The organism is Oceanimonas pelagia (assembly GCF_030849025.1).
GTDB classification, from domain to species: Bacteria; Pseudomonadota; Gammaproteobacteria; order Enterobacterales; family Aeromonadaceae; genus Oceanimonas; species Oceanimonas pelagia.
Genome location: NZ_CP118224.1, coordinates 446302 through 471475, shown reverse-complemented (window position 1 = coordinate 471475; position 25174 = coordinate 446302). Strand labels below are relative to the sequence as shown.

Sequence of the window (25174 nt, the reverse complement as noted above, 5' to 3'; positions counted from 1 at the left end):
CCCTGGATCAATAAAAACGCAAAAACTTGTGTTCACCGACAACAAGGTTTACAGTTTTTTCGCCCGTAACTGTCAACGCTATTTACACCCGGACGCGCTCATTCATGTCCCTGGAACTCGCCTTTGAACTGATGATGATGCTCACCAGCGGCTGCGCCCTGCTGGTGTCGGCCTGGCTGTTCTGGCGGGCCCGCAACCGGCGCAGCATGAAGGCGCTGGCGGGCTTTGGCATCATGATGGCGCTGTGGTGTGCCGGCCATGTGGCGGTGTTTTACGGCCAGCACGGTCTGGGCATGGCGCTGATCCTGGCCAACCCGCTGATGCCCACCTTTTTTCTCGACTTCGCCATCGGTTTTGTCAACCAGGGGCCGGGCCAGCGCCCCTGGCTGGGCCGGCTGGCCCGCTATCGCGGCCTGCTCTACGCCGCCGCCGTGCTGGTGAGTCTGCTCACCCTGTGGCAGGGGGGCGGCGACATCATCGCCTTTGGCCCCTTTGAACACTATTTCGTGTTTCGTGGCAGCGGCTGGTTCAACATCGGCTACACCATTTTCATCGGCGTGCTGGCCCACGCCCTGCTGCTGTGGGGCTTTGCACGGCAACGGGGCAACCGCCGCCGTTCCATCGCCGCCATGTTTGCCGCCGGCGCCTGGGGCCTGCTGCTGGCCACCAGCTTCATTTTTCCGTCACTGGGGCTGCTGTGGTATCCCTGGCCCATGCTGCTGTTGCCCAGCTACGTGTTGCTGCTGGTGTACGGCGTGGTGCGCTACCAGATGCTGGAGGTTAACGCCTGGGCCAACCGGGCGCTGCTGTGGATTTTAATGACCGGGCTGCTGCTGGGACTGATGGTGCTGTTCAGCGCCATGGCCGGACGCCTGGGCATGCAGGCCCTGGCCGCCGTGCCCCAGTGGCAACTGTGGCTGTACTCCCTGCTGCTGCTGATGCTGGCACTGGCGCTGTATCAGCCGGTGAGCAAGCTGGTGGAACGGCTGATTTACCCGGGCAGCCGGCTCGACGAACAGCTGCTCGACACCTGGCTGGCGCAACTGCGCGATGCCGACGGCTGGGAGGCGCTGGCCGACGCGGCCCAGCGCTTGCTGGCCCGGCAGATGGGCCAGCCGGTCACGGTGAGGCTGCTGACCCGGCCGCCCTTGTTCGAGCCCAGCCCGGGACTGGAGCTGTGGTGCCTGCATCAGGCCCATGGCTGGCAGTTCCGGCTGCGGGGCTTTGACGACGTTACCCCCGGCATGCGCCTCACCGCCGAGGTGTTCGGCTCCCTGCTGGCCACCCGCTGCGGCCTGCTGGAAAGTTCGCTGCAACTGGCCGAGGCCGAGCGCAAACGGGTGTCGGAGCAGCACCTGGTGGAGCTGGGCGGACTGTCGGCGGCCATGGCCCACGAGCTGCGCAACCCGCTCAATATCATCTCCATGGCCACCGCCGGCCTGGAGGCGGATCGCAAGGCCATAATTCAGGATCAGCTCAAGCGCGCCGACCGGCTGATCGTGGACATGCTGGCCTATTCCGGCCAGTTGCAGATTCAGCCCCGCCCCCTGGCCCTGGCGCCCCTGCTGGAAAGCCTGCGCCCCCGGTTCGACTGGCAGCAGGTGAGCTTTGATTACTGTCTGCCGGACAATTATCACCTGTACGCAGACCCCTACCGGTTGCAACAGGTGCTGACCAATCTCATCGACAATGCCCTGTCGTTTTTGCGCAATCACCCCGATGGCAGGCTGCGGCTTGAAGGCGGTGACACGCCCGGCGTGCTGTGGCTGCACAACAACGGCCCGGCCATCGAGGCCGATATGCAGGCTCACTTGTTCCGCCCGTTCGTGACCCGTCGGCCCGGCGGCAGCGGCCTGGGCCTGGCCATCGTCCAGCGCATCATGGAGGCCCACGGCGGCCATATTCGCCATCGTCACGACGCCGGCTGGCCGGTGACCTTTGAGCTTTATTTTCCCGAGGAGCCCACATCATGACCCAGGCCCGCATTATCGTCATCGACGACGAGCCCGCCTTTCGCACCCTGAGCGCCCAGTGGCTGCAGGCCGAAGGCTACGAGGTGCATACCGGTGCCGATCTCGACGCCCTGCGTGCCCTGCTGACCCGAGTGGATGCGGATCTGATCCTGCTGGATCTGTCGCTGCCGCCCCGCTTCGATCCGCACCACACCCTGAGTGCCCTGCCCGAATTCACCGACAGACCCGTGATCATTCTCACCGGCCACGGCGAGCGGGAGCTGGCACTGGAAGCCCTGCGCCAGGGCGCCTGGGATCTGCTGGCCAAACCCATGGATCCGGACCTGCTGGCGGTGGTGATCCGCCGCGCCATTACCAAACACCAGCTGGTGCGCGAGCTCAACAGCCTGAAAACCCGCATGGGCCGGCAAAACCCCATCACTACCCTGGTGGGGGCCTCACCGGCCATGAACACCATTCGCGCCCTGGTCAGCCGCATTGCCCCCACCGATGTGCGGGTGCTGGTCACCGGCCCCTCCGGCACCGGCAAGGAAGTGATCTCCCGCGCCATTCACGATCTCAGCCCGCGCGCGCATGGCCCCTTTATCTCGGTGCACTGCGGCGCCATTCCCGCCGAGCTGCTGGAAAGCGAGTTGTTTGGCCACACCAAAGGCGCCTTTACCGGCGCCGACCGCCACAAGGACGGCCTGCTCAAGCTGGCCGACGGCGGCACCCTGTTTCTCGATGAAATCGGCGACATGCCCCTGGCGATGCAGGTCAAGTTGCTCAGGGTGTTGCAGGAAGGCACTTTCTACCCGGTAGGCGGGCGCACGCTTGAAACCATTAACGTACGGGTGATCTCGGCCACCAACGCCAGCCTGCCCGACAAGGTGGCCAGTGGCGAGTTCAGGGAGGACTTGTTCTACCGCATCAAGGGTGTGACCATTGAAACCCGGCCGCTGGATGATCGCCCGGAAGACATTCCGCTGCTGATCAGCCACTTCCTCGAACTGCAGGCCCAGGGCAGCGGCCGGCCGCCGCTGCATCCCGACTCCGCCGCCTTTCACTGGTTTATTCAGCGACGCTGGCCGGGCAATGTACGCGAGCTGAAAAGCACCCTCGACAGCGTGGCCGCCATCGCCCAGGGGGGCATTATCACCCTGGACGACATCGCCCTGCTTTACCCCGACGCCAAAGAGCCCGGCCCGGCCATGCCCGCATCCGGCGGCGACACGCTTGAAGCCCAGGTGCGGGCACTGGAAATCATGCTGATCACCGACGCCCTGGCCCGCCACGACAACAACCGCACCCGCGCCGCCCAGGCGCTGGGACTATCCCGCCAGGGGCTGCTGAAAAAGATCGAGCGTTACGGGCTGTAACCGAAAGACAGACATAAAAATGCCGGCGCAAGGCCGGCAAAAAACCAACAAGGAAGAACTCGGTTAGCCCTGGCAAGAGGCGCTGGCGGCGGCCTGCTCAGCCTTCTCAATGCGGGTGTCGGTGGCCGGATGGCTGGAAAACAGGCCACCGCCGTTACCGGCGTGCTGCATCAGCTTTTGCTGGGCACGCACGGCGGCGTAGGGGTTCATGCCCAGCTGGCACAACACTTCCACTCCATAGGCGTCGGACTCCAGCTCATCCTGCTGGGAAAACTGAGCGCTGAGGAACTTGGCGCCAATATCGCCGTACTGGGAAGACGCCAGTGAGCCCACGGTGCCGCCGGCCGCCACCGCCGCCTGTTTGGCGGCTTCGGTCAGGTAGGCAGTCTTGAACTGATTCAGGGAATGCTCGAACTTGACGTGACCGATCTCGTGGCCGATGACCGCCACCAGCTCGGCGTCATCCATCACGTCCATCAGGCCGGAATACACCCGCACCGTACCATCAGGCATGGCAAAGGCGTTGATCTCGTCGGACTCGTACACCGCAAAGTTGAGTGGGGTGCCATCAATGCTGGTCAGCTCCCTGGTCAGTTTGGCCAGGCGCTTGCTGTAACGGCTGTTGGGCGCGGAAACCTTGCTCTGGGCATCCATCTGCTCCGCCGACAGGCTGGCCTGGGCCTGAAGCTCGGCCTTGGACAGGGTCATGCCCTTAAAGGCGGTCATGCCGGCACCGAGCAGGCCGCTGGTGTCGTTGGATACACAACCGGACAGGCCGGCCACGGCTATCAGGGCGGCGATCATGGTTTTATTCATTTTTTGATTTCCCGTGATTTATCAATGGCGAGGGGCAATCCGGATGCTGAAAACACTCACCTCTCAATTTGAGAAGGGCGCAATGTAAATAAAGAAAGGTTCATTTGCAACCAAAACGGTCCGGCCTGAAGGACCCATACAAAACCATTTCTGCACCTATACTGCGGTTGTTGATCTTCCGCAAACAGGCGGCATCAGGGCAGCTCTATGATGCGCGCCACTGTATTGAACTCGAGAGGTAGCGCCATGCTGAGAAAACTGAAAATCGGGCCCAGGGCCATGCTTTCCTTTGGGCTGCTGGGTGCCATCACCCTGTTGCTGGGGCTGCTGGCCATGGCGCAATTTGGCCGCATTGGCCAGGAAGTCAGCGTCATGGCCAACATGCGCATTCCCGCCGCCATTCGCATCGGCGAGATGCGCAGCGGTTTTTTGCTGATCCGTCTCTATACCATGAACGCCCTGTTTGCCGACACCGAGCAGCGCCGGCGCGACGCCCTGGCGCGGCTTGAGACCCTGGAAAAGGACTTTGCTACCCATATCGAGAAAATGGGCCAGCGGGTGGAATCGGCCGAGGGCCGGCAGTTGCTGAGCAATATCATCAACAGCAAGGCCGAGTATGACGGCCTGCATCACCGCCTGCTGAACATGCTGCAAAACGGCCAGATTGAACAGGCCAGGCTGTTTCGCCATCAGGGCTTTAACGAGCTGGGCCTGAAGGTCAGCACCGACCTCGACAAGCTCGGCGACTACCAGAAACTGCGCGCCGACGAGGCGGTGGCCATCACCGACGACATCATCGCCTTCTCCAACACCGCCATGACGGCGGCCATCGCACTGGCTCTGGGACTGATGGTAACACTGGCCCTGCTGTTCAGCCGCAGCCTGCTGCTGCCCATTCGCAAGGCGGTGGAAGTGAGCAGCACCATTGCCGCAGGTAACCTGACTTCCTGCTTCAGTGATGACGCCAGGGACGAGGCCGGCGATATGATCCGGGCGCTGGCCGGCATGCAGCAACGACTGAAGCAGACCATTGCCGAAATCAACGACTCCTCTTCCCGGCTGGCCGCCACCGCCGAGGAGCTGAGCGTGGTCACCGATCAGTCCACCCGCACCCAGCAACAGCAAAGCGACGAGCTGGAGCAGGCCGCCACCGCGGTCAATGAGATGACCTCGGCGGTGGAAGAAGTGGCCCGCAACGCCGCCGCCACCTCGCACAATTCCGACGTCGCCGACGACAAGGCCCGCATCGGCCGCGACAAGGTCACCCACACCATCAATACCGTCGCCGAGCTGGAGCAGGAAATGACCCATACCCGCGCAGGCGTGGAAAGCCTGGCGACCAGAGTGCGCGATATTGGCACCGTGCTCGACGTGATCCGCGGCATTGCCGAGCAGACCAACCTGCTGGCGCTGAACGCCGCCATCGAGGCCGCCCGGGCCGGCGAGTCGGGCCGGGGCTTTGCGGTGGTGGCCGACGAGGTGCGCGCCCTGGCCCACCGCACTCAGGAGTCGACCCGGGAAATCGAGGCGATGATGAACGCCATTCAGAACGAAACCAACGACACCGTCAACGCCATTCAGGTGAGCACCGAACGCAGCGCCCAGACCCGGCAGGTTGCCCAGGAGGCCGGCGAGGCATTACAGCTGATTGCCGAGGCCATCATGCAGATCAATGAGCAGAACCAGACCATTGCCAGCGCCGCCGAAGAGCAGGCCTCGGTGTCCCGGGAAGTGGACCGCAACCTGGTGAATATTCGGGATCTGTCGGTGCAGACCTCCGCCGGCGCCAACCAGACCAGCGCCTCCAGCAACGATCTGGCCCGCCTGGCCGAACAGCTCAACCAGCTGGTGGGCAGGTTTCAGATTTAACCCCGGAGGACTCCGCCAGCTCCCCCGCCCCGGCGGGGGAGCCAATGCCGGCTCACATCCGGCATGACCGTATCCAGCGCCCGGTTACCCCAGATTGAAATAAAACACGATCAACAGGGCAATGGGCGAGAGGTAGCGGATCACCGGGTACCACAGCCGGTGCCAGTGGCCCAGCTCGGCGGCGGAGTGGGCCGGCTTCATTTTCCAGCCCACAAAAACGGCGGTAAAGAAGGCCCCCAGGGGCATCATGATATTGGCGGTGAGGTAGTCGTACAGATCAAACAGCGTCTTGCCTTCAAAGCGCGCGAACATGTCCAGCGGAGTAAAGCCGGACCACTCATTCAGCGACAGCACGGTGGTAATGCCCACCAGCCAGGCCACCAGGCCGCCGCCTACCGCCGCCTTCACCCGGCTGACACCCTTTTCGTTCAGGTAGCTGACCAGTGACTCCAGCATGGAAATGGACGAACTCCAGGCCGCAAACAGCAGCAGCACAAAGAACAGAGTGGCAAAGAAGCTGCCGCCGGGCATCTGGCCAAAGGACACCGGCAGGGTCACGAAGATCAACCCCGGCCCCGCGCCGGCTTCAAGGCCATTGGCGAACACGATGGGGAAGATCGCCAGCCCCGCAAGCAGGGCCACACCGGTGTCCATGATCGCCACCACCACGGAGGTGCGGGCAATGGAGACGTCCTTTTTCAGGTAGGCGCCGTAGGCCATCATGGCGCCGCTGGCCAGGCTCAGGGTAAAGAAGGCGTGGCCCAGCGCCACCAGCACCGCCTCGGCGGTGAGGGCGGAGAAGTCGGGCGTAAACAGGAAGGCGGCCGCCTCACCGAAATGGCCGGTGGTCATGGCATAGCCCACCAGGATCAGCAGCAACACAAACAGCGCCGGCATCAGTTTGGTCACCGTCCGCTCCAGGCCGTGGCGCACACCGCCGGCGGAGACCAGTACCGTCAGTCCCATAAACACCGAGTGCCACAACAGCAGCTGGCCCGGTGAGGCCAGCAGGCCTTCAAACAGGCTGCCCGATTGCTCGGCGCTGATGTTGCTCAGCTCGCCGCTGGCCGCCGACACAATATAGGGCATGGTCCAGCCGGCGATCACGCTGTAAAACGACAGGATCAAAAAAGCCGCCAGGGTGGCCATAAAGCCGACGCCCACCCAGCTGCGGCTGCGCCCTTCGCTGGCCGCCACCTGCGCCATGGTGCCGATGGGGCTTTTGCCGCCGCGCCGGCCCAGCATGACTTCCGCCATCATCAGCGGCAGGCCGATCACGGCGATACAGGCCAGATACACCAGCACAAAGGCGCCGCCGCCGTTTTCGCCGGTGATATAGGGAAACTTCCAGATATTGCCAAGGCCGACCGCCGAGCCGACCGCCGCCATGATAAAGGCAAACCGGCTGGACCACTGGGCCGGACGCACGCCGGCCCCCTGCACGTTGTTACTCACACCCACTCCGTTATGTCTTCGGTTTTTTGTTGGTTATCAGCCACCCCGGACACAGGTGTAAAGAATAGCTGACAGCATGTCCTGCTATTTTGCCAGCTTGCGCTCAAATAAAAAACGGTTGGGATTAAAAATGGGAGATTAATCCGCCTTCAGCACCCCCCTGCGTATCTGATCCTCCTCAATGGATTCAAAAAGCGCCTGAAAATTGCCCTCGCCAAAGCCCTCGTTGCCCTTGCGCTGAATGATTTCAAAGAAGATGGGCCCGATCACGGTATCGGTGAAGATCTGCAGCAGCAGCCCCTGGCCTTCGCCGGGCGCGCCGTCCATCAGAATGCGGTTTTGCCGCAGCCGGGCCAGGTCCTCGCCGTGACCGGGCAGGCGCGCATCCAGCCGCTCGTAGTAGGTGTCGGGCGTATCCATAAAGCTCATGCCGCCGGCGCGCAGCCGCTCCACGGTGTGGTAAATGTCGTCGGTGCCCAGCGCGATATGCTGAATGCCCTCGCCCTTGTACTGGCGCAGAAACTCCTCAATCTGGCTGTGTTCGTCGGAAGATTCGTTGATGGGAATGCGAATTTTGCCACAGGGGCTGGTCATGGCCCGGGAGCGCAGCCCGGTGAGCTTGCCTTCGATATCGAAATAGCGGATTTCCCGAAAGTTGAACAGCCGCTGGTAAAAGCCGGCCCAGATGTCCATATGGCCCCGGGCCACATTGTGGGTGAGGTGATCGATATAGGTGAGCCCCACCCCTTCGGGGTGACGTTCCACACCCTCGACCGGCCGAAAGTCCACGTCGTAGATGCTGTGATCGCCGTAGCGGTCCACCAGATAAATCAGCGAGCCACCAATGCCCTCGATGGCCGGGATCTGCAGCTCCATGGGGCCGGCGCCGGACGGCACCACTTTGGCGCCATCGGCCTGCAACCGTTTCAGGGCGAGGCCGGCGTCCTTCACCCTGAACGCCATGGCGTTGGCACAGGGGCCGTGACTTTTGGCAAACTGCGCCGCCTGGCTGTCGGGCTCGGCATTGAGAATAAAGTTGATGTCGCCCTGGCGATACAGGGTCACATTCTTGCTGCGATGGCGGGACACCGCCACAAAACCGAGACGCTCAAACAACTGCGCCAGCCGCTCGGGCTCGGTGGAAGCATATTCCACAAACTCGAAACCATCGGTACCCAGCGGGTTCTCCCACAGGCTCTTGTCGTTCGCTGCCATTGCGCCCTCCTTACCTCCAGGCTGCCGCGCCCTTAAGTATAAAAGCGGGGGGGGGCGTGTGCAGACTGGAGGTGGATGGAGCAGGTGTAAAGAAAGGATGACAGGAGTGAGTCGAGGGACTGGCCCGGGCCGATATCGCCATTGCCACCACGGCCCCCGCCAACCGCGCTGTGCCCCCCTATGAAAAACTGCGCGCCGCCGGCATTCGGGTCACCGCCGGCAACGACGGCATTCGCGACACCTGGAGCCCCTACGGCAATGCCGACATGCTGCAGCGGGCCATGCTGATGGGCCTGAAATACCGCTGGCGTCAGGACAGGGAGCTGGATCAGGCGCTGCATGCCATTACTCGGGGCGGCGCCGAGGTGATGGGCCTTGCCGACTATGGCCTGGCGGAAGGCTGCCAGGCCGATCTGGTATTGCTGGATGCCAGAGTGCCGGCTGAAGCCATTGTTGAACCGCCCAGGGATCGCACCGTGTTCAAGGCCGGCATCCTGGTGGCCGACCGGGGCGAGTGCCTGTTCTGAGCCCGCTTGTTCAATCACATTCTGCCCGTATGCGGGCACCCAGGAGCACTAATGAAAACCACCAGAATCACCGCCAGATACATTGTCGGCTTTCAGGATGGCGGCCACCATATTTACGAAGACGGCGAGCTGGTCTACCGCGGCGACACCGTGCTGTTTGTCGGCCACGACTATCCGGAACCGGTGGACGAAACCCTGGACATGGGCAACGCCCTGGTCGGCCCGGGCTTTATCGATCTGGACGCGGTCTCGGATCTGGACTCCACCGTGCTGGCCTTTGATCATCAGCCCGGCTGGAAAAAGGGCCGTCTGCCCGCCAGCGACTGGCAGCGCCGGGAAACCTACAGCGACGCCCAGCTGGACTTCAACAAGCGCTATGCCTTCAGCCAGCTGCTGCTTAACGGCATTACCACCATCGCCCCCATCACTTCCATTCTGTACCGGGAGTGGGCGGAAACCGCCGACGAGTTTCACCGTGCCGCCGAGATCGCCACCGGCCTGGGCGTGCGCGCCTACCTGGGGCCGGCCTATATGTCCGGCTACGGCGTGGTGAACCCGGACGGCAGCTTCGACATGCGCTTTGACGAGCGGCGGGGGCTCAAGGGGCTGGAAGAGGCGGTGCGCTACATCGAGCAGCTGGATCAGTATGGCGATACCATCAGCGGCATGCTGGCGCCGGATCGCATTGAGGGCTGCACCCCGGAGCTGCTGCGTCAGACCGCCAGCGCCATGCGAGCGCTGGACTGCCCGGTGCGGCTGCACAGCTGTCAGGGCCAGTTTGAGCTGGACATGGTGCATGAGCTGCACAATGGCATGTCGTCGGTGGAATTAATGGCCGAAAGCGGTCTGCTGGATCACCGCCTGCTGCTGCCTCATCTGCAATACCTGGGCGGCAAGCACAGCACACCGGAAAAGGTGGAGCGGGAGCTGGCCCTGCTGGGGCAGGCCGGGGCCAATGCGGTGATCTGCCCCATCGTCGCCGGCCGCCACAGCAAGTATTTCCATGGCGTGCGCCGGTTCCGGCAGGCCGGCATCAACCTCAGTCTGGGCACGGATACCTACCCGCCGGACATGATCCAGAACATGCACATCGGCACCATTCTGAGCCGGGTGGAAAGCAACGACATCACCGCCGCCTCCGCCGCCGATTACTACAACATGGCCACCCTGGGCGGTGCCCGGGCGCTGGGGCGGAAAGACATAGGTCGTCTGTGCCCGGGCTCCAAAGCCGATATCATGGTGTTCGACTTCGACCGCATCCACACCGGTCAGGTATTCGATCCCATCACCACCATGGTGATCAACGGCAACGGCCGGGACGTGAAAGGAGTGATCGTCAATGGTGACAAGGTGGTCTGGGACGGCCGGCTGGTGAAGTCAGGACTGGATCTGCGGCAGCTGCACCAGCAGGCCCAGCAACAGTTCCAAGGCTTTATCGCCAGCTACCCGGAGCGCTGCCACCGGCACCCGCCCCTGGCCGAGATCTTTCCGCCGTCTTTTCCCACCAGCCGCAAGTAACGCCCGTCGACCCCACAGGCCGGCGCCTCAGGCCGGCCTTTGCTCCGCAAACAGGGTCATGAAATCGGTCTCCGGCTCCTCCTCCTGAGTCAGATCCAGCGTCGACTCCAGGTGCTCAAGATGCCGGTTCATGGCATGTACGGCTTCGTCCACTTTCCCCGCGGCCAGCAGAGCCACCAGCCGGCCATGCTCGTCGCAGTGACTGTTATGGGCCTGGCGGTTTTTCTGGTACATGCTGACAATCAGCGAGCAGCGCGCCAGCAGCCGCTCCAGCATCTCCAGCAACACCTGATTATCGGCAATGCGAGCGACTTCGAGGTGAAAACGGGCCGCCAGCTGTACGGCTTCCGCTCGCCGGCCCTCGTCCACCGCCCGCCTTTCCTCGTCGATCAGCGTTTGCAGCGCCGCTATACCGGCGGCATCGATACGGGCGGCGGCCAGCACCACCGCTTCGGCCTCCAGCAACCGGCGCACCACAAACACATCCGTTGCTTCCTGCTGACTGGGGCAGGCCACCATGGCGCCCTTGTTGACCACCATGCTCACCAGCCCCTGATGGCTCAGCTCCTGCAGGGCATCACGAATGTGATTGCGGTTGGCCTGCAGCGCCTCCGCCAGCCGAACTTCCACCAGACGGGTCCCCGGCGCCAGCCGCTGCTCAACAATGGCGCGGCCTACGGCGTCGACAATACGACGAATTTCTTTCTTTTTTGCTGTCGTCAAGGGCGTCCCTCGCACTTCATGTCGGCATGGCTGAAGCGAAAATGTTAACAAATGATGGAAAAAGTTACTATCGCGGGCAGACCGGATCGAACCGCTCTCCGCGCCGGCCCTGCTCACCCCTGCCAGCGGCTCACACCGGGATACCCCCCTTCCAGCAGCTCCTTGACAAAGGGAGAAGGGATCTGCCGGTCGGCCAGCAGAAACACCTGCTCCCGGGCCCGGGTCAGGCCCACATAGAACAGCCGGCGCTCTTCGGCGTGGGGAAAGTCCTCCTCGACGGGCAGCAATGCATCGAGCAGTGAGGCCTGTTTTTTCTCGGGCGGAAAGCCGTAGCGGCCCCGGGAAAGCCCCAGCATGATCACACAGTCGCTTTCCTTGCCTTTGGCGCCGTGCAGGGTCTGGGCATCAATGTGCAGGCCGGCAAAACGCTTGCGCCAGCCCGCCAGCAGGGCGTCGTCGGGCAGGCTGAAACGAAAGCGGGACAGCAGGTAAACCGAGGCATTGGGCCGCTGGGCGGCGATTTGCCCCAGCAACCGGGCCACCACGTCCATGGTTTCGTTGTCGGCCACCGGCAGCACGTGCACGCAGGGACCTTCGCTGCGCTCAAGGGTGCTCAGGGTCTTGGGCAGCTGATGGGGGTTGCGGGTCACAAAGCGACTGGCCACCCGCTCAATCACGTTGTTGAAACGAAAGGTGGTGTCGAGGGCGGTCACAGCGGTGGCCCCGAAAAAACCGGCAAAGTCGGTGGTGAGTGACACATCGGCGCCGCTGAAGCGGTAAATGGCCTGCCAGTCGTCGCCCACGCAAAACAGCGACAGTTCGGGGGCGGCATCGCGCAGCGCCAGCAGCAGCCCGGCCCGCTCCCGGGAGATGTCCTGAAACTCGTCCACCAGCACATGACGCCAGGGCACCACAAAGCGACCGCCGCGCACCAGCTCGGTGGCCTGCTCTATCATGTCGTCGAAGTCGATTTCACCGGCCTCACGCAAATGCTGCTGATAACGGGCCAGCAAGGGGCGCACCAGCGCCAGCTGCGCCTCCTGCTCCGGGGTGATCTGCTCGGGCTCGCCGTAGAGCTTGAGCGCCGCCACCAGCGGCGCCCACTCCCGCGCCAGACGAGCAAAGTCGGGAGTGGGCACGGTCTGAAAACGGTGCTGGCGCAACCAGGCCAGCAATTGCATGCCGTACTGTGCGTCATCCGCCAGTTGCTCCAGCCAGCGTGCCAGGGCGCGCAGCCTGGCCTGCTCGTTCCGGGCCAGCTCGCTCAGGGCCGGAGTCCGGCCCGTGGCCTGGCCGATGATCATCAGCCCCAGGGCATGAAAAGTGCTGACCTGCACGCCCGCGTTCTCGGGGCGACGCGCCAGCCGCGTGCGCATTTCCGCCGCCGCCTCGTTGCCGAAGGCCAGCAACAGCAGTTCGTCTGCCTCGGCCTGGCCTGATGCCAGCAAAAAGGCGGTGCGCGCCACCATCACGCTGGTTTTGCCGCAGCCGGCACCGGCCAGCACCAGGTTATGATCCTCGTCGGTCACGCAGGCCCGCCGCTGGGCCGGCGTGAGCGGGTGGGCTTCCAGGGTATCAAACAGCGCCTGATGTGCCGCCAACGCCTGCGCGCAATATTCCTGCAGGCATTGCCCGCGCCAGTGCGCATCGGCCTGCTGCAGGGTGGCCACCAGCTCAAAGGCGGCCCGGGCGCGGTCGCTCAGCGTCTCGGGCAGAGCCTGCTCGTGCCAGCGCACCGGCTCTGCCGCCACCCAACCCCGCAATTGCTGCCAGCGGGACTGGCGCAGGTAACCCGCTTCCAGCAGCACCAGGCAGCGCTCGGCCAGGGGCACCACCCGGGCTGCGTGGTGCTCAAACCAGCCCAGCTTCAGCCGCTCGGCCAGGGCTTCGGCCCGGGCCCGGGGCAGCCAGGCGCACACCAGCTGGCCCTGGCGGCAATTCAGCACCAGCTGGCGAAACAGCCGGCCCCGCTCAAGTTCAGGCGGGGTCAGCACCTCTTCCCAGTGCAGCGCATGTTGCTCTCGCCTGAGATGCAGCACCGGCCCGCTTTCCGTGGGCTCTACCGCCAAAAAGGGGTGATTAAACAGCTGGCCCAGCCAGTGGGCCTTGCAGGTATGCATGATGCCGCCTCAGGACAGGGTGTTGATCAGCTCGCCCAGTATCATGTGGGTGCGTACCGTCTTGATATGGGGGGTGTGTTCAATGATATGGCGAATGGCGTCGAGCCGCTCCATGGACTCGGCCTCCACATACACCAGCATGTCGGTCTCGCCGCTGATGGTGTAGCACAGCTTGATCTCGGGCACGGCACGCAGGGCCTCGGCATATTGCTCGCACTGGCGCACATGGTAGCAAAGGGCGAAATAGGCGCGCACCAGCCCCTGAGGCCGTCCCAGCCGGGCATGATAGCCCCTGATGATGCCGCGCTCTTCCAGGCTTTTGATACGTTCCGACACCGCCGAGCGGGACAGGCTCACCTCGCGGGCAATGCTGGCCACCGCCATGCGGGCGTTTTCCGTTAACAAAGACAGGATTTTACGGTCGAACTTGTCCACTGCTACCTCATCTCCACGCTGCCGGACAAACGTCGGGCAAAAGCGACGTTTCGCCGACTGAAAGCGTCATAGTGCCGAGTCTGATTGTTATTGTGTGGCGGTAATATATCAGAATTCCTGAATACGGATTTGAAACTCGATGGGACGTTTGCATAAACAACTGGGGCTGGGCTACGGCACCGGCATGATGGCCACCTCGCTGCTGGGCAGCGGCATTTTTGTGGTGCCGGCGGTGGCCGCCGGCCTGGCGGGAGCGGACTCATTATGGGCCTGGTTGTTACTCATGGTGCTGGTGCTGCCGGTGGCCTTTACCTTTGCCCGCCTGGGCCGGGCCTACCCTCACGCCGGTGGCGCGCCCCACCTGATTGGTCGGGCGCTGGGGCTGCCGATGGAAAAGCTGGCCGCGTTTTTGTTTCTGGCGGTGCTGCCGGTGGGCCTGCCCGCCATGCTCACCCTGACCACCGGTTTCTGGCATGCGCTGTTTCCGCTGGGTAACACCGGCGATCTGCTGGTGCAGCTGGGCACCCTGGGGCTGGTGCTGGTGCTGGGCAGCCGCCCGAGCGGCGCGTCCGGCCTGGTGCAGTTGCTGATTGCGGTGACCATTGTCGGCCTGCTGGCGGCGGTGTGGCTGGCGGGGGATCTGGCATCCAGCGCCGCCGCTACCCTGCCTGCGCCCTCGGCGGTAAGCTGGAGCGCCCTGCCCGCCGTGCTGGCGGTGATGTTCTGGTGCTTTGTGGGGCTGGAAGCCTTTACCCATATGGGCGAGGAGTTTCGCCGCCCGGAGCGGGACTTTCCCCTGGCGTTGCTGTTTGGCGTGCTGCTGGCGGGCTTTATCTATTTTGCCTACGCCATGGCGGTGGTGAAGTTTGGTCTGTATGGGGACGAGCGCGCCAACACCTCCTCGTTCCCGGTGCTGCTGGCCATGCTGTTTGGCGAGCCCGGTCGCTGGGCCGCGGCGCTGGTGGGTTACGCCGCCTGCTTTGCCAGCCTCAACCTTTATGTGCAGGGCTTTGGCCGGCTGCTGTGGAGCCTGGCCGACGAGGGCAAGCTGCCGGCGTCTCTCGGCCGGCTTAACCGCTACGGCGCCCCCTTTACCGCCCTGGCCTGGGTGGTAGGCGCCAGCACCCTGTGCGTGCTCGCCGCCTGGCTGTTCCACATGCCGCTGGAAACCCTGATGCGCTACGCCAACGGCAACTTTGTGCTGGTGTATCTGCTGGCGATGATCGCCGGAGTGAAACTGCTGCGGGGATTCTGGCGCATGGTGGCCCTGGCGGCCACCCTGCTGTGCGCCGGGGTGTTCGTGTCTCTGGGGCTGGAAGCGGGCTACGCCCTGGTGATGGGAGTGGGGTTTGTGGTGATGCGCCGCTGGCCAGTGCTGTTAAAACGTGAAACGTGCGACGTTGGACGAGAAGGGTGAGTGTTTGTCACCCCCCGCGAAGGCGGGGGCCATGTTTGGGGCGGCACATTGGTTGCCCTGCTCATGGATTCCCGTCTTCGCGGGAATGACTGCCAAATCAATCCAGCCGTTTATGAAAACGACGGGCGGCCACAACCAGGCCGAGCAGGGTAAAGCCGGCCAGCCAGAGGGCATCGGGGGCCAGGGTGGCAATGTCGGCATCCCGCAGCAAAATGCCCCGGGCCAGGCGCATATAGTGAGTGGCGGGCAGGCCTTCTGCCAGCCACTGGGCGGCCACCGGCATGCCCTCGTAGGGAAACATGAAGCCCGACAGCAGAATGGAGGGCATCAGCACAAACACCGTCATCTGCATGGCCTGCAGCTGGTTGCGGGCCAGGGTGGAGATCACCAGCCCCAGCACCAGGCTGGCGGCGATAAACAGCAGGGTGGCCAGCAGCAACTGCAGCGGGCTGCCGTTCATGGGCACATCAAACAAGGCAACACCCAGCGCCAGTATGATCACCAGTTGCACCAGGCCGGCAAAAATGTAGGGCACGATTTTGCCGATCATCAGCTCCATGGGGGTGACCGGGGTGGTGATCAGCCACTCCAGGTTGCCCCGCTCCCGCTCGCGCACCACCGCCAGGGCGGTAAACAGCACCATGGTCATGGTAAGGATCACGCCAATCAGCCCGGGAATAATGTTTACCGCTGCCCGTTGTTCCGGGTTGAACAGCAGGGTCACCGCAAAGGGCGCATTCAGCCCCGGCGGTGGCGGTATTTCCGGCAAGGAAGCCTGCCGCAGCAGGGCACCGGCCAGCAGCGGATCCGTGCCGTCCACCAGCCACTGCCCCAGCGGGCGCTCATCCTGACGCCGGCGCGCCAGATCCGCCGGCAGCACCAGCGCCGCCCTCACCCGCCCGGCCACTATGGCCGATTCGGCCTCTGCCGGCCGGGCCAGACGCTCGGTAAAGCTCACCAGACCGCCGGCTTCCAGCCGCGCCGCCAGCGCCCGGCTCTCGCCGGTTTGGGCCTGATCCACCAGCGCCACCGGAATATGCCGTACCTTGGTGTTGATGGCATAGCCAAACAACAGCAGCTGCAGCAGCGGCACCATGATCACCATGGCAAAGGTGAGCCGGTCCCGGGACAGCTGGCGAAACTCCTTGACCATAATGGCCTGAATGCGGCGCAGACGAACGGCCAGGCTCATGAATGGCCTCCGGTGCAGCTGACAAACACATCCTCCAGGCTGGGCCGCACCAGGATCAGCTCGGCCTCACTCAGGCGTGCAGGCAGTTGCTCGCGCAGCCAGTTCACCGGCTGTTCAATGCGGCCATCCACCAGCACCCGCAATCGCAGGCCCAGCTGGGCGGCGGACTGCACCCCGGGCAGCGCCAGCAGCGCCCGTTTCAGCTCACGCAGGTCGCTGGTAAGCACTTCCACCACGGTGGCGCCCAGATTGTTCATCAGTTGCTCCGGCGAGCCGTCGGCCCGCTTGATGCCATTCTCCAGAATGGCCAGGCCATGGCAGCGCTCGGCCTCGTCCATATAGTGGGTGCTCACCACTATGCTGGTGCCGCTGTCGCACAGATCGAACAGTTTTTCCCAGAAGTCGCGCCGGTTTTCCGGATCCACCGCCGAGGTGGGCTCATCCAGAAACAGCAAATCGGGCCTGTGCACCACGGCCGCCGCCAGTGCCAGCCGCTGGCGCTGGCCGCCACTCAAGGATCCCGCCAGCTGACCCGACAGCGCCGTGAGATCGTGAGCAGTCAGCAATTCATGAATACGCTGCCGTGCCTGGCGGCCGCCCAGGCCCTGCACCCGGGCCACAAAGGCCAGGTTTTCCCGCACCGACAGGTCTTCGTAGAGGGAAAAGCGCTGGGTCATGTAGCCCACCCGCCGGCGCAGGGCCTCGGCCTGTTTCGGCACCGGCAGCCCCAGCACGGTTACCCGGCCATCGCTGGGCAGCAACAAACCGGTAAGCATGCGCAGGCAGGTCGACTTGCCACTGCCGTTGGGGCCGAGAAAGCCGTAAATGGTGCCGGTTGGAATGGCGAGATCGAGCCGGTTTACCGCCACCAGCTCGCCAAAACGCCGGGTAAGCTGGTGCGTTTCAATGGCCAGCGCACTCATGGCGACACCTGAGCCGGCACCCCGGAAGGCAAGCCCGCGGCCTCTGGCGGCAACTGCACCCGGGCCAGATACATCAGCCGGCTGCGCTCGCCCTCGCTCAGGGCATAGTAAGGGCCGAATACCGGCTCGCTGGCCACCCAGCTTAGCGTTCCTGCAAAGGGTTCGGGCTCGCCTTCCACCCATACCCGCATGACACCTCCAATGTGCAGCCCGGTGCGCGCCGGTGCCGGCACATAGACCTCGGCATAAGGCGCGGTGCCGGTTTCCAGCACCGCCACCACGGCGCCCGCCGCCACCCTGTCGCCCACCCGGTAGGGCAGGCTTTCCACCACGCCATCGCGACTGGCTTCAATGGCGAGTTCATTCAGATGAAACCGGGCCAGCGCCAGCCCGGCCTGACGGGCATCCTGCGCCGCCTCGGCGGCATCTATCTCCTGTGACCGACTGCCCGCCTCGGCCCGGCTTAACCGCTGGCGCGCCGCCTCCGCTTGCGCCTGCAAGCGATCAAACGCCGCCTGCACTCTGTCCAGCTCTGCCTGGCTGGCCAGCTCACGCCTGGCCAGTATCCGCACACGCTCCAGATTGCGGCCGGCTTCCGGCAACAACACCTGCAATTGTTCCAGCTCCGCCTTTGCTGCGGCAATGTCTTCCGCCCGGCTGCCCGCCCGCAACAACGCCAATTCCGCCTCGGCCTGGCGCAAATGAGCCTGTTGCCGGTTTACCTCAAGCTGCAGGCGCTCCGGGTTCAGCTGCACCAGCAGGGTACCGGCGCTCACCTTGTCTCCTTCCGCCACCGGTTGCGCCACCACCCGCTCACTTGCGGGCGCCAGCAGTTCGATGCGATCCCGCTCCAGCGTGCCCAGCCAGGGCGCCGGCCCGGCGGGCTGGCAGCCGGCCAGCAGCACACCGCAGCCCATTACCAGCAAACGGAACATATAGGTAGGACTCCAATGAAATTAATGGTTTCAGCTTAGCCGAGGCGGGGTAGCAATGACTTGCGCCAGGTCAGCCCCGCATGCAGTTCGGCGGCAATCCGGGTAACATAGCCGGCCATACGAGCCCAGTTTGCAGGAAAAGGAAGTTTTCAATGCCCATCACTCAGGAACTGCTTAACCAGACCGATGCCCTGGCCCGTGAGGCCGGCGCCGCCATTATGGAAATCTATGGCCGCGACTTCTCCATTGAGCAAAAGGAAGACAAGTCTCCGCTGACCGAGGCCGACGCCGCCGCCCATCACATTATTGTAAACGGCCTGGCCCGGCTGCCGCTGCAGGCGCCTGTGCTCTCGGAAGAAGACACAGCCGGTTTTGCCGGGACCGATGCCGAGGGCCGTTACTGGCTGGTGGATCCACTGGACGGCACCAAGGAGTTTATCAAGCGCAACGGCGAGTTCACCGTCAACATTGCGCTGATTGAGCACGGCAGACCGGTGCTGGGGGTGGTGTATGCGCCGGCATTGGACGTGGGTTATATGGCTGCTGAAGGCCTGGGGGCGTTCAGATATGAAGGCGATGAAGCCCCGGTGGCCATTGCCGTGGCAGAGCATAAAAGTGACCAGCCCTGGCGGGTGGTGGGCAGCCGCTCTCATGCCGGGGGCGAGTTGCCGGCCTTGCTGGAAAAGCTGGGTGAGCACGAGCTGGTGGCCATGGGCAGTTCACTCAAGCTGTGCCTGGTGGCGGAAGGCAAGGCCGATGTGTATCCGCGCCTGGGGCCGACCTCGCTGTGGGACACGGGCGCCGCTCAGTGTGTGGTAGAGCAGGCCGGCGGCCGGGTGCTGCAGCTGAACGGCGAGCCGCTGAGCTACGCCAATACCAAGGAAGTACTGAATCCGTATTTTCTGGTGCTGGGGAACAATGAGGTGAACTGGCCGGAGTTGTTCGGCTGAATTGGAGCGCAGGCTGCCAGCCTGCGCTCCGGTTACTTACGCCCCAAGGTGCCGGGCATGAAAACGCAGGTGGTCTTCAATAAAGCTGGCGATGAAGTAGTAGCTGTGATCGTAGCCGGGCTGCAGGCGCAGCTCGAGCTCGGCGCCGGCTTCTTCGGCGGCCGCTTGCAGCGCCTGGGGCCTGAGTTGTTCGGCCAGGAAGTTGTCGGCCTCGCCCTGATCCACCAGCATGGGCAGTGAGCTGCCTTTTGCCTTCAGCAGCAGGCTGGCATCGTACTCGGCCCAGGCGGCCTGGTCTTCACCCAGATAGGCACTCAGAGCCTTGTGGCCCCAAGGGCAGTCGGTGGGGTTGGAGATGGGCGCAAAGGCCGACACCGACACAAAGCGCTCGGGGTTGCGCAGCGCCAGCACCAGGGCACCATGACCGCCCATGGAATGACCGCTGATGGCGCGTTTGCCATTGAGGGGCAGCTCGCTTTCCACCAGCGCCGGCAGCTCGCTCAGCACATAGTCGTACATGTGATAATGCTTGTTCCAGGGTGCTTGCGTGGCATTCACGTAAAAGCCCGCCCCCAGACCCAGATCGTAAGCGCCTTCAGGGTCGTCGGCCACGCCGTCGCCCCGGGGGCTGGTGTCGGGAATGATCAGCGCCAGCCCAAGCATCGCGGCCACCCGCTGGGCGCCGGCCTTGGATGAAAAGTTCTCGTCGGTGCAGGTCAGCCCCGACAGCCAGTACACCGCCGGCACCGGCCCCTGCTCGGCCTGCGGCGGCAGAAACACGGAAAACTGCATGCCGCAGTTGAGGGTGTGGGAGTCGTGCCGATAGCGGATCTGGCGACCGCCAAAGCACTTTTGTTCTTGTACCAGTTGCATTGAAGCGCCCTTGTAAAACGATGACATCTTGCCGTCGCCCCCGCGAGGGCAGGGGCCCATTTTACGGCGCAGCGCCGCTGTCATGGATTCCCGCCTGCGCGGGAATGACGGCCTGGAAGAGGCCTGAACTTACTTGTCGTACAGGATCACCGAGCGAATGGACTTGCCTTCGTGCATCAGGTCAAAGGCATGGTTGATGTCGTCCAGGCCCATGGTGTGAGTGATGAAGGTGTCCAGCTCGAATTCGCCGTTCATATACTGCTCCACGATACCGGGCAGCTGGGAGCGGCCTTTTACGCCGCCGAAGGCGGAGCCTTTCCAGACCCGGCCGGTCACCAGCTGGAACGGACGGGTGGAGATCTCGGCGCCGGCCGGAGCCACACCGATGATCACCGACTCGCCCCAGCCCTTGTGGCAGCACTCGAGGGCGGAACGCATCACCTTGACGTTGCCGATGCACTCAAAGGAGAAGTCCACGCCGCCGTCGGTCATTTCCACGATCACATCCTGGATCGGCTTGTCGAACTTGCTCGGATTGACGCAGTCGGTGGCCCCCAGCTTTTTGGCGATCTCGAACTTGTCTTCGTTGATGTCGATGGCAATGATGCGGCTGGCCTTGGCCTGCACCGCACCGATGATCACCGCCAGGCCGATACCGCCCAGGCCAAACACGGCCACGGTGTCGCCTTCCTGCACATTGGCGGTGTTCTTGACCGCGCCCATGCCGGTGGTCACGCCGCAGCCCAGCAGGCACACCTTCTCCAGCGGCGCTTCCTTGCTTATCTTGGCCAGGGAAATTTCCGGCACTACGGTGTGCTCGGCAAAGGTGGAGCAGCCCATGTAGTGGAAAATCGGCTTGCCGTCCTTATAGAAACGGGTGGTACCGTCGGGCATCAGGCCCTTGCCCTGAGTGGCGCGCACCGCCTGACACAGGTTGGTTTTGCCGGACTTGCAGAACTTGCATTCACCGCACTCGGCGGTGTAGAGCGGAATCACGTGATCGCCCACCTGCAGGCTGGTCACGCCCTCACCCACGGCTTCCACAATGCCGGCGCCTTCGTGGCCCAGAATGGCGGGGAACACCCCCTCGGCGTCGTCGCCGGACAGGGTATAGGCGTCGGTATGACAAACCCCGGTGGCCACAATGCGCACCAGCACTTCACCTTTCTGGGGCGGCATCAGATCCACTTCTTCAATGCTGAGCGGCTTGCCCGGCTCCCAGGCGACGGCGGCGCGGGTTTTCATCATTTCCATGGTTGGCTCCTGTTTTTTGAACATTAAAAAAGGGTAAGCCCCGATTTATGCGGGCCTACAATGCCGGCTATTGTATTACAGCCCCTTCCGATGATAATGCTCAGCAAGGCAAATGATTTTTACCTGTGAGCAACAATGACCCACTGGGAAGGCATCAACGAGTTCATCAGTGTAGTGGAAAACGAGAGTTTTACCGCCGCCGCCCGCCAGCTGAACGTGTCGGTGGCACACGTCAGCCGGCGCATCAACCAGCTGGAAAAGCGCCTGGGGGCCAAGCTGCTGTACCGCACCACCCGCAAGCTCAACCTCACCGAAACCGGACGACTCTACTACCGCCAGGTGCGCCGGGTGCAGGACGAACTACAGACGGCCGAAGAGCTGGTGATGGCGATGGAAGGCAACCCGGCAGGCAGGCTGCGTATTACCGCCCCGGTGTATTACGGCGAGCAGTTTCTGGCGCCGCTGGTGAACAACTTTCTGCTGCGCTATCCCGAGCTCAAACTCGACATGGTGCTCACCAACCAGACGGTGGATCTGGTGCAGGAAGGCTTTGATCTGGCCATTCGCCTGGGCACCCTCGGCTCCTCCAGCCTGATGTGCCGCAAGCTGGCCCGGCGCACCCAGTATCTGTGCGCCGCCCCCGACTACCTAGCCCGTTACGGCACCCCCAGGCACATTGCCGAACTGAGCCGGCACCGCTGCCTGGCGGGCACCGTGGATCACTGGCGTTTTGTGGAGGCAGGCAAGCCCCGGACCTTTCGGCTGCAACCGGGCTGGCACTGCAATTCGGGGCTGGCGCTGAAAGACGCTGCCATCAAGGGGCTGGGCATAGTGCAACTGCCCGATTACTACGTCACCGACGAGCTGGAAAAAGGCTGGCTGGTGAGCCTGCTGGACGAATACCGGCTGCCGGACGACGGCGTCTGGGTGGTGTATCCCAACAACCGCCATTTGTCGCCCCGGGTGCGGCTGCTGGTGGATTATCTGGTAGAGCAGCTGGGCTAATAGACAGGGTGCCGAGCGAAGCCCGGCTGACTTTACGCGAGTGCCAAGTATACAATTGGCAAAATTCCAGACAGCTCATCCCGCCGAAAGGAAGTCACCATGTCCCTGTTCAAGTCCTGTGAAATTCTGACCCTGCCCGCCGAAATGGCCGTGCACCAGCACCATTACAACCAGATGGTGATCGGCCTCAACGGGCAAACCGAGTTCGACATTGCCGGCAACGGCAGCCTGCTCGGCCCGGGCCAGGGCTGCCTGGTGGCCTCCGAACAGGATCATGCCTTTGGTGGCCTGGGCCGCAACAGCATACTGGTGGTCAATCTGCCCCCCTGCACTGCACTGGGCGGAGAGGAGCGGCTGTACAACCTGTTTGAGCAGCCCCGTTACTTTCAGCTGCAACCCGAAGCGCGGCGGCTGGTATCGGCCCTGAGCCAGCAAATCCGCAGCCACCCGGAAGACGAGCTGCTCGGCCAGGCCTGCGCCCGTACCCTGATATGCGCGCTGCAGCGCTACATGGCCGAGGCCCGGGTCCGCCCCCGGCGTCCGCCGCTCAACCTGGAGCTGATCGACGATTACATCGGGCAGCATCTGCACCGCAGGATCACCGTGGCCCAGCTGGCCGGCTGCGTGTTTCTGGGAGAAAGCCAGTTCCATCTGCTGTTCAGGGAGCAGACCGGCCGCACGCCCTATCAGTATGTGCTGGAAAAAAGACTGGCCGAGGCCTGCCGGTTGCTGAGCGATGGCCGTCACAGTCTGGCCGAGATCGCTCAGCGCTGCGGCTTTTCCAGCCAGAGCCTGTTCACTCAGGTATTCAGTCGGCACCATGGCCTGTCGCCGGCCCGCTACCGCAAAATGCACAGATGATCACACCGACAGCGCAACCGGAGTTTTCCTAAAAAATGCCGGAGCATTGCAAAAGACGCGCAGCCGGTCAGCCTCTACCATCCTCGCCCGTAACAAAGCCTTAACCAAGGATCACTCGCCCGATACGGGCACATCAGGAATCCATCCTGGAGGAACAGGGAATGATTGAGCCCAATTTCGCCATTACCGGCACCTTTATCGTTTATCTGCTGGGCATGCTGGCCATCGGCTACTATGCCTACCGTCGCACCGCCAGCTCGGCCGACTACTTTCTCGGTGGCCGCTCCCTCGGCCCCTGGCCTTCGGCCATTTCCGCCGGCGCCTCGGACATGAGCGGCTGGCTGCTGCTGGGCCTGCCCGGCTATGCCTATGCCGCCGGCATGGAATCACTGTGGCTGGCCGGCGGCCTGCTGCTGGGGACCTGGGCCAACTGGCAGTTCTGTGCCAAGCGGCTGCGCACCTACACCATTGAAACCAATAATGCCCTGACCATACCCGAATATCTGTCGCGCCGCTTTGAAGACGGCTCCAAACTGCTGCAGACCCTGTCGGCGTTTTTTATTCTGCTGTTTTTCCTGTTCTACACCAGCTCCGGCCTGGTGGCGGGCGGCAAGCTGTTTGAAACCGTGTTCGGCCTGGATTATCAGATTGCGGTGGTGGTCGGCACCGTGTGCATCGTGTCCTACACTCTGTTCGGCGGCTTTCTGGCGGTATCCTGGACCGATCTGGTACAGGGCCTGCTGATGGCGGCGGCGCTGCTGATCGTGCCCGTGGCCGCCATGAACGGCGATCTGACGCAACTGGGCCAGGATCTGTCCGCCATCAACCCCGAGTTGCTGACCCTGTGGAACGACATGCAGGGCGAGCCGCTGTCGCTGATCGCCATTGCGTCACTGGCCGCCTGGGGCCTGGGTTATTTCGGCCAGCCCCATATTCTGGCGCGGTTCAAGGCCACCCGCAGCAACCGCGACATCGCCACCGCCCGCCGCATTGCGGTAAGCTGGAGCCTGCTGTCCATGGCCGGCGCCGTGCTGGTGGGCATGGTGGGCCTGCTGTATGTAAACCGGCACCTGGGCGGTGAACTGGCCGACAGCGAAACCATCTTTATGGTGCTGGTCAACGCCATGTTCCACCCGGTGATTGCCGGCATTCTGCTGGCCGCCATTCTGGCCGCCATCATGAGCACCGCCGACTCCCAGCTGCTGGTGTCGTCCTCGGCGCTGGCGGAAGACTTCTACAAGCGGGTGTTCAAACCCGACGCCAGCTCGGAAAGCATCGTCAACGTGGGCCGTTTCGCGGTCATCGCGCTGTCGGTCATCGCCCTGCTCCTGGCCTTCAACCCCGACAGCACCGTACTGGGGCTGGTATCCTATGCTTGGGCCGGCTTTGGTGCCGCCTTTGGCCCGGCCCTGCTGTTCAGCCTGTACTGGCGCAACATGAACCGCAACGGCGCCCTGGCCGGGGTGCTGGTGGGCGGCGTGACCGTGGTGGTGTGGAAGCAGCTGTCCGGCGGCCTGTTCGATCTCTATGAAATCGTGCCCGGATTTGTGTTTGCCTCGGTGGCCATCGTACTGGTCAGTGTACTGACCGGTGGTGCCTCCCGGTCGGTAACCGCCCGCTTCGACCGCTACCGGCAGCAGCTCGAAACCATGGACTGAGCAAGTCAACCATCCTGGTGTGGTGATACAAGCCCGGCTATTCGCCGGGCTTTTTTGACGCCATTGGCTAAGCTTGTGGCTGTTCTTCCCGTTAACG

General features: G+C 63.4%; 21 protein-coding genes. 10 read left to right on the top strand and 11 right to left on the bottom strand.

Going from position 1 to position 25174, the window contains the following annotated elements; translation table 11 throughout:
• Nucleotides 1–104: 104 nt before the first annotated feature.
• Together PU634_RS02210 and PU634_RS02205 are read left to right on the top strand one after the other, a co-directional pair.
• Nucleotides 105–1973 carry a sensor histidine kinase gene (locus tag PU634_RS02210; protein ID WP_306762445.1) on the top strand — a complete coding sequence of 623 codons (1869 nt, stop codon included), beginning with the start codon at nt 105–107 and terminating at the stop codon, nt 1971–1973.
• Nucleotides 1970–3331: a sigma-54-dependent transcriptional regulator gene (locus PU634_RS02205; RefSeq protein WP_306762444.1), complete on the top strand. Its 1362-nt coding sequence runs from the start codon at nt 1970–1972 to the stop codon at nt 3329–3331. The genes PU634_RS02210 and PU634_RS02205 overlap by 4 nt, the downstream gene beginning before the upstream one ends.
• A 63-nt stretch (nt 3332–3394) precedes the next feature.
• On the opposite strand, the gene PU634_RS02200 is transcribed toward PU634_RS02205, so the two are convergent.
• Nucleotides 3395–4147, bottom strand: coding sequence for a M48 family metallopeptidase (locus PU634_RS02200; protein ID WP_306762443.1), 753 nt, complete (start codon nt 4145–4147; stop codon nt 3395–3397).
• 246 nt (nt 4148–4393) lie between these two features.
• On the opposite strand from PU634_RS02200, the gene PU634_RS02195 reads away from it, so the two are divergent.
• The gene (locus PU634_RS02195) at nt 4394–6016 is read left to right on the top strand and encodes a methyl-accepting chemotaxis protein (protein WP_306762442.1); all 1623 of its coding nucleotides are present in this window, start codon (nt 4394–4396) and stop codon (nt 6014–6016) included.
• A gap of 84 nt (nt 6017–6100) precedes the next feature.
• Here PU634_RS02195 and PU634_RS02190 read toward each other — a convergent pair whose 3' ends face one another.
• Together PU634_RS02190 and hppD are read right to left on the bottom strand one after the other, a co-directional pair.
• A complete protein-coding gene (locus tag PU634_RS02190; protein WP_306762441.1) occupies nt 6101–7471 on the bottom strand; it encodes a sodium-dependent transporter in 1371 nt (456 codons plus the stop codon).
• Nucleotides 7472–7609: 138 nt separating this feature from the next.
• Entirely contained in the window at nt 7610–8686 is a 1077-nt protein-coding gene (hppD, locus tag PU634_RS02185) for a 4-hydroxyphenylpyruvate dioxygenase (RefSeq protein ID WP_306762440.1), read from the bottom strand.
• A 119-nt stretch (nt 8687–8805) separates the two neighbouring features.
• On the opposite strand from hppD, the gene PU634_RS02180 reads away from it, so the two are divergent.
• Entirely contained in the window at nt 8806–9213 is a 408-nt protein-coding gene (locus PU634_RS02180) for an amidohydrolase family protein (RefSeq protein WP_306763644.1), read from the top strand.
• Nucleotides 9214–9264: 51 nt separating this feature from the next.
• On the top strand, nt 9265–10731 hold the full coding sequence (locus PU634_RS02175) for a chlorohydrolase family protein (protein WP_306762439.1): 1467 nt from the start codon (nt 9265–9267) through the stop codon (nt 10729–10731).
• A gap of 27 nt (nt 10732–10758) precedes the next feature.
• On the opposite strand, the gene PU634_RS02170 is transcribed toward PU634_RS02175, so the two are convergent.
• The 3 genes from PU634_RS02170 to PU634_RS02160 form a co-directional block, all read right to left on the bottom strand.
• Nucleotides 10759–11454: a GntR family transcriptional regulator gene (locus PU634_RS02170; protein ID WP_306762438.1), complete on the bottom strand. Its 696-nt coding sequence runs from the start codon at nt 11452–11454 to the stop codon at nt 10759–10761.
• 113 nt (nt 11455–11567) lie between these two features.
• Nucleotides 11568–13574 (bottom strand): UvrD-helicase domain-containing protein, encoded by a 2007-nt coding sequence (locus PU634_RS02165; protein ID WP_306762437.1) that lies wholly within the window; start codon nt 13572–13574, stop codon nt 11568–11570.
• A 9-nt stretch (nt 13575–13583) separates the two neighbouring features.
• Nucleotides 13584–14009: an Lrp/AsnC family transcriptional regulator gene (locus tag PU634_RS02160; protein ID WP_306762436.1), complete on the bottom strand. Its 426-nt coding sequence runs from the start codon at nt 14007–14009 to the stop codon at nt 13584–13586.
• Between the two features lie 139 nt (nt 14010–14148).
• On the opposite strand from PU634_RS02160, the gene yjeH reads away from it, so the two are divergent.
• Nucleotides 14149–15426 (top strand): L-methionine/branched-chain amino acid transporter, encoded by a 1278-nt coding sequence (gene yjeH / locus PU634_RS02155; protein ID WP_306762435.1) that lies wholly within the window; start codon nt 14149–14151, stop codon nt 15424–15426.
• Nucleotides 15427–15523: 97 nt separating this feature from the next.
• Here the strand turns inward: yjeH and PU634_RS02150 are convergent, their stop codons facing one another.
• Genes PU634_RS02150 through PU634_RS02140 form a run of 3 tightly spaced genes read right to left on the bottom strand, consistent with a single transcriptional unit; the run spans nt 15524 to nt 18476 of the window.
• A complete protein-coding gene (locus PU634_RS02150; protein ID WP_306762434.1) occupies nt 15524–16618 on the bottom strand; it encodes an ABC transporter permease in 1095 nt (364 codons plus the stop codon).
• On the bottom strand, nt 16615–17541 hold the full coding sequence (locus tag PU634_RS02145; protein ID WP_306762433.1) for an ABC transporter ATP-binding protein: 927 nt from the start codon (nt 17539–17541) through the stop codon (nt 16615–16617). The genes PU634_RS02150 and PU634_RS02145 overlap by 4 nt, the downstream gene beginning before the upstream one ends.
• Nucleotides 17538–18476 carry an HlyD family secretion protein gene (locus tag PU634_RS02140; RefSeq protein WP_306762432.1) on the bottom strand — a complete coding sequence of 313 codons (939 nt, stop codon included), beginning with the start codon at nt 18474–18476 and terminating at the stop codon, nt 17538–17540. Before PU634_RS02140 ends, PU634_RS02145 begins: the two co-directional genes overlap by 4 nt.
• A 152-nt stretch (nt 18477–18628) precedes the next feature.
• Between PU634_RS02140 and cysQ the strand changes: the two genes are divergently transcribed.
• Nucleotides 18629–19426, top strand: a complete 798-nt coding sequence (gene cysQ, locus PU634_RS02135) for a 3'(2'),5'-bisphosphate nucleotidase CysQ (RefSeq protein WP_306762431.1) — start codon at nt 18629–18631, stop codon at nt 19424–19426.
• A 36-nt stretch (nt 19427–19462) separates the two neighbouring features.
• On the opposite strand, the gene fghA is transcribed toward cysQ, so the two are convergent.
• Entirely contained in the window at nt 19463–20299 is an 837-nt protein-coding gene (fghA, locus tag PU634_RS02130) for an S-formylglutathione hydrolase (RefSeq protein ID WP_306762430.1), read from the bottom strand.
• Nucleotides 20300–20428: 129 nt separating this feature from the next.
• Nucleotides 20429–21553 carry an S-(hydroxymethyl)glutathione dehydrogenase/class III alcohol dehydrogenase gene (locus PU634_RS02125; RefSeq protein ID WP_442604705.1) on the bottom strand — a complete coding sequence of 375 codons (1125 nt, stop codon included), beginning with the start codon at nt 21551–21553 and terminating at the stop codon, nt 20429–20431.
• Nucleotides 21554–21688: 135 nt separating this feature from the next.
• On the opposite strand from PU634_RS02125, the gene PU634_RS02120 reads away from it, so the two are divergent.
• From PU634_RS02120 to putP, 3 genes are all read left to right on the top strand, one after another.
• Nucleotides 21689–22558 (top strand): LysR family transcriptional regulator, encoded by an 870-nt coding sequence (locus PU634_RS02120; protein ID WP_306762429.1) that lies wholly within the window; start codon nt 21689–21691, stop codon nt 22556–22558.
• A 99-nt stretch (nt 22559–22657) separates the two neighbouring features.
• A complete protein-coding gene (locus tag PU634_RS02115; RefSeq protein WP_306762428.1) occupies nt 22658–23419 on the top strand; it encodes a helix-turn-helix domain-containing protein in 762 nt (253 codons plus the stop codon).
• A gap of 161 nt (nt 23420–23580) precedes the next feature.
• Nucleotides 23581–25077 (top strand): sodium/proline symporter PutP, encoded by a 1497-nt coding sequence (gene putP, locus PU634_RS02110; RefSeq protein ID WP_306762427.1) that lies wholly within the window; start codon nt 23581–23583, stop codon nt 25075–25077.
• Nucleotides 25078–25174 lie beyond the last annotated feature (97 nt).

Coding starts and splice junctions, on each gene's coding strand:
- PU634_RS02120 (WP_306762429.1), top strand. CDS start 21,689: ATGACCCACTGGGAAGGCATCAACGAGTTCATCAGTGTAGTGGAAAAC.
- PU634_RS02195 (WP_306762442.1), top strand. CDS start 4,394: ATGCTGAGAAAACTGAAAATCGGGCCCAGGGCCATGCTTTCCTTTGGG.
- fghA (WP_306762430.1), bottom strand. CDS start 20,299: ATGCAACTGGTACAAGAACAAAAGTGCTTTGGCGGTCGCCAGATCCGC.
- PU634_RS02205 (WP_306762444.1), top strand. CDS start 1,970: ATGACCCAGGCCCGCATTATCGTCATCGACGACGAGCCCGCCTTTCGC.
- PU634_RS02210 (WP_306762445.1), top strand. CDS start 105: ATGTCCCTGGAACTCGCCTTTGAACTGATGATGATGCTCACCAGCGGC.
- PU634_RS02175 (WP_306762439.1), top strand. CDS start 9,265: ATGAAAACCACCAGAATCACCGCCAGATACATTGTCGGCTTTCAGGAT.
- PU634_RS02140 (WP_306762432.1), bottom strand. CDS start 18,476: ATGTTCCGTTTGCTGGTAATGGGCTGCGGTGTGCTGCTGGCCGGCTGC.
- PU634_RS02125 (WP_442604705.1), bottom strand. CDS start 21,553: ATGGAAATGATGAAAACCCGCGCCGCCGTCGCCTGGGAGCCGGGCAAG.
- PU634_RS02150 (WP_306762434.1), bottom strand. CDS start 16,618: ATGAGCCTGGCCGTTCGTCTGCGCCGCATTCAGGCCATTATGGTCAAG.
- PU634_RS02200 (WP_306762443.1), bottom strand. CDS start 4,147: ATGAATAAAACCATGATCGCCGCCCTGATAGCCGTGGCCGGCCTGTCC.
- PU634_RS02115 (WP_306762428.1), top strand. CDS start 22,658: ATGTCCCTGTTCAAGTCCTGTGAAATTCTGACCCTGCCCGCCGAAATG.
- PU634_RS02145 (WP_306762433.1), bottom strand. CDS start 17,541: ATGAGTGCGCTGGCCATTGAAACGCACCAGCTTACCCGGCGTTTTGGC.
- yjeH (WP_306762435.1), top strand. CDS start 14,149: ATGGGACGTTTGCATAAACAACTGGGGCTGGGCTACGGCACCGGCATG.
- hppD (WP_306762440.1), bottom strand. CDS start 8,686: ATGGCAGCGAACGACAAGAGCCTGTGGGAGAACCCGCTGGGTACCGAT.
- putP (WP_306762427.1), top strand. CDS start 23,581: ATGATTGAGCCCAATTTCGCCATTACCGGCACCTTTATCGTTTATCTG.
- cysQ (WP_306762431.1), top strand. CDS start 18,629: ATGCCCATCACTCAGGAACTGCTTAACCAGACCGATGCCCTGGCCCGT.
- PU634_RS02165 (WP_306762437.1), bottom strand. CDS start 13,574: ATGCATACCTGCAAGGCCCACTGGCTGGGCCAGCTGTTTAATCACCCC.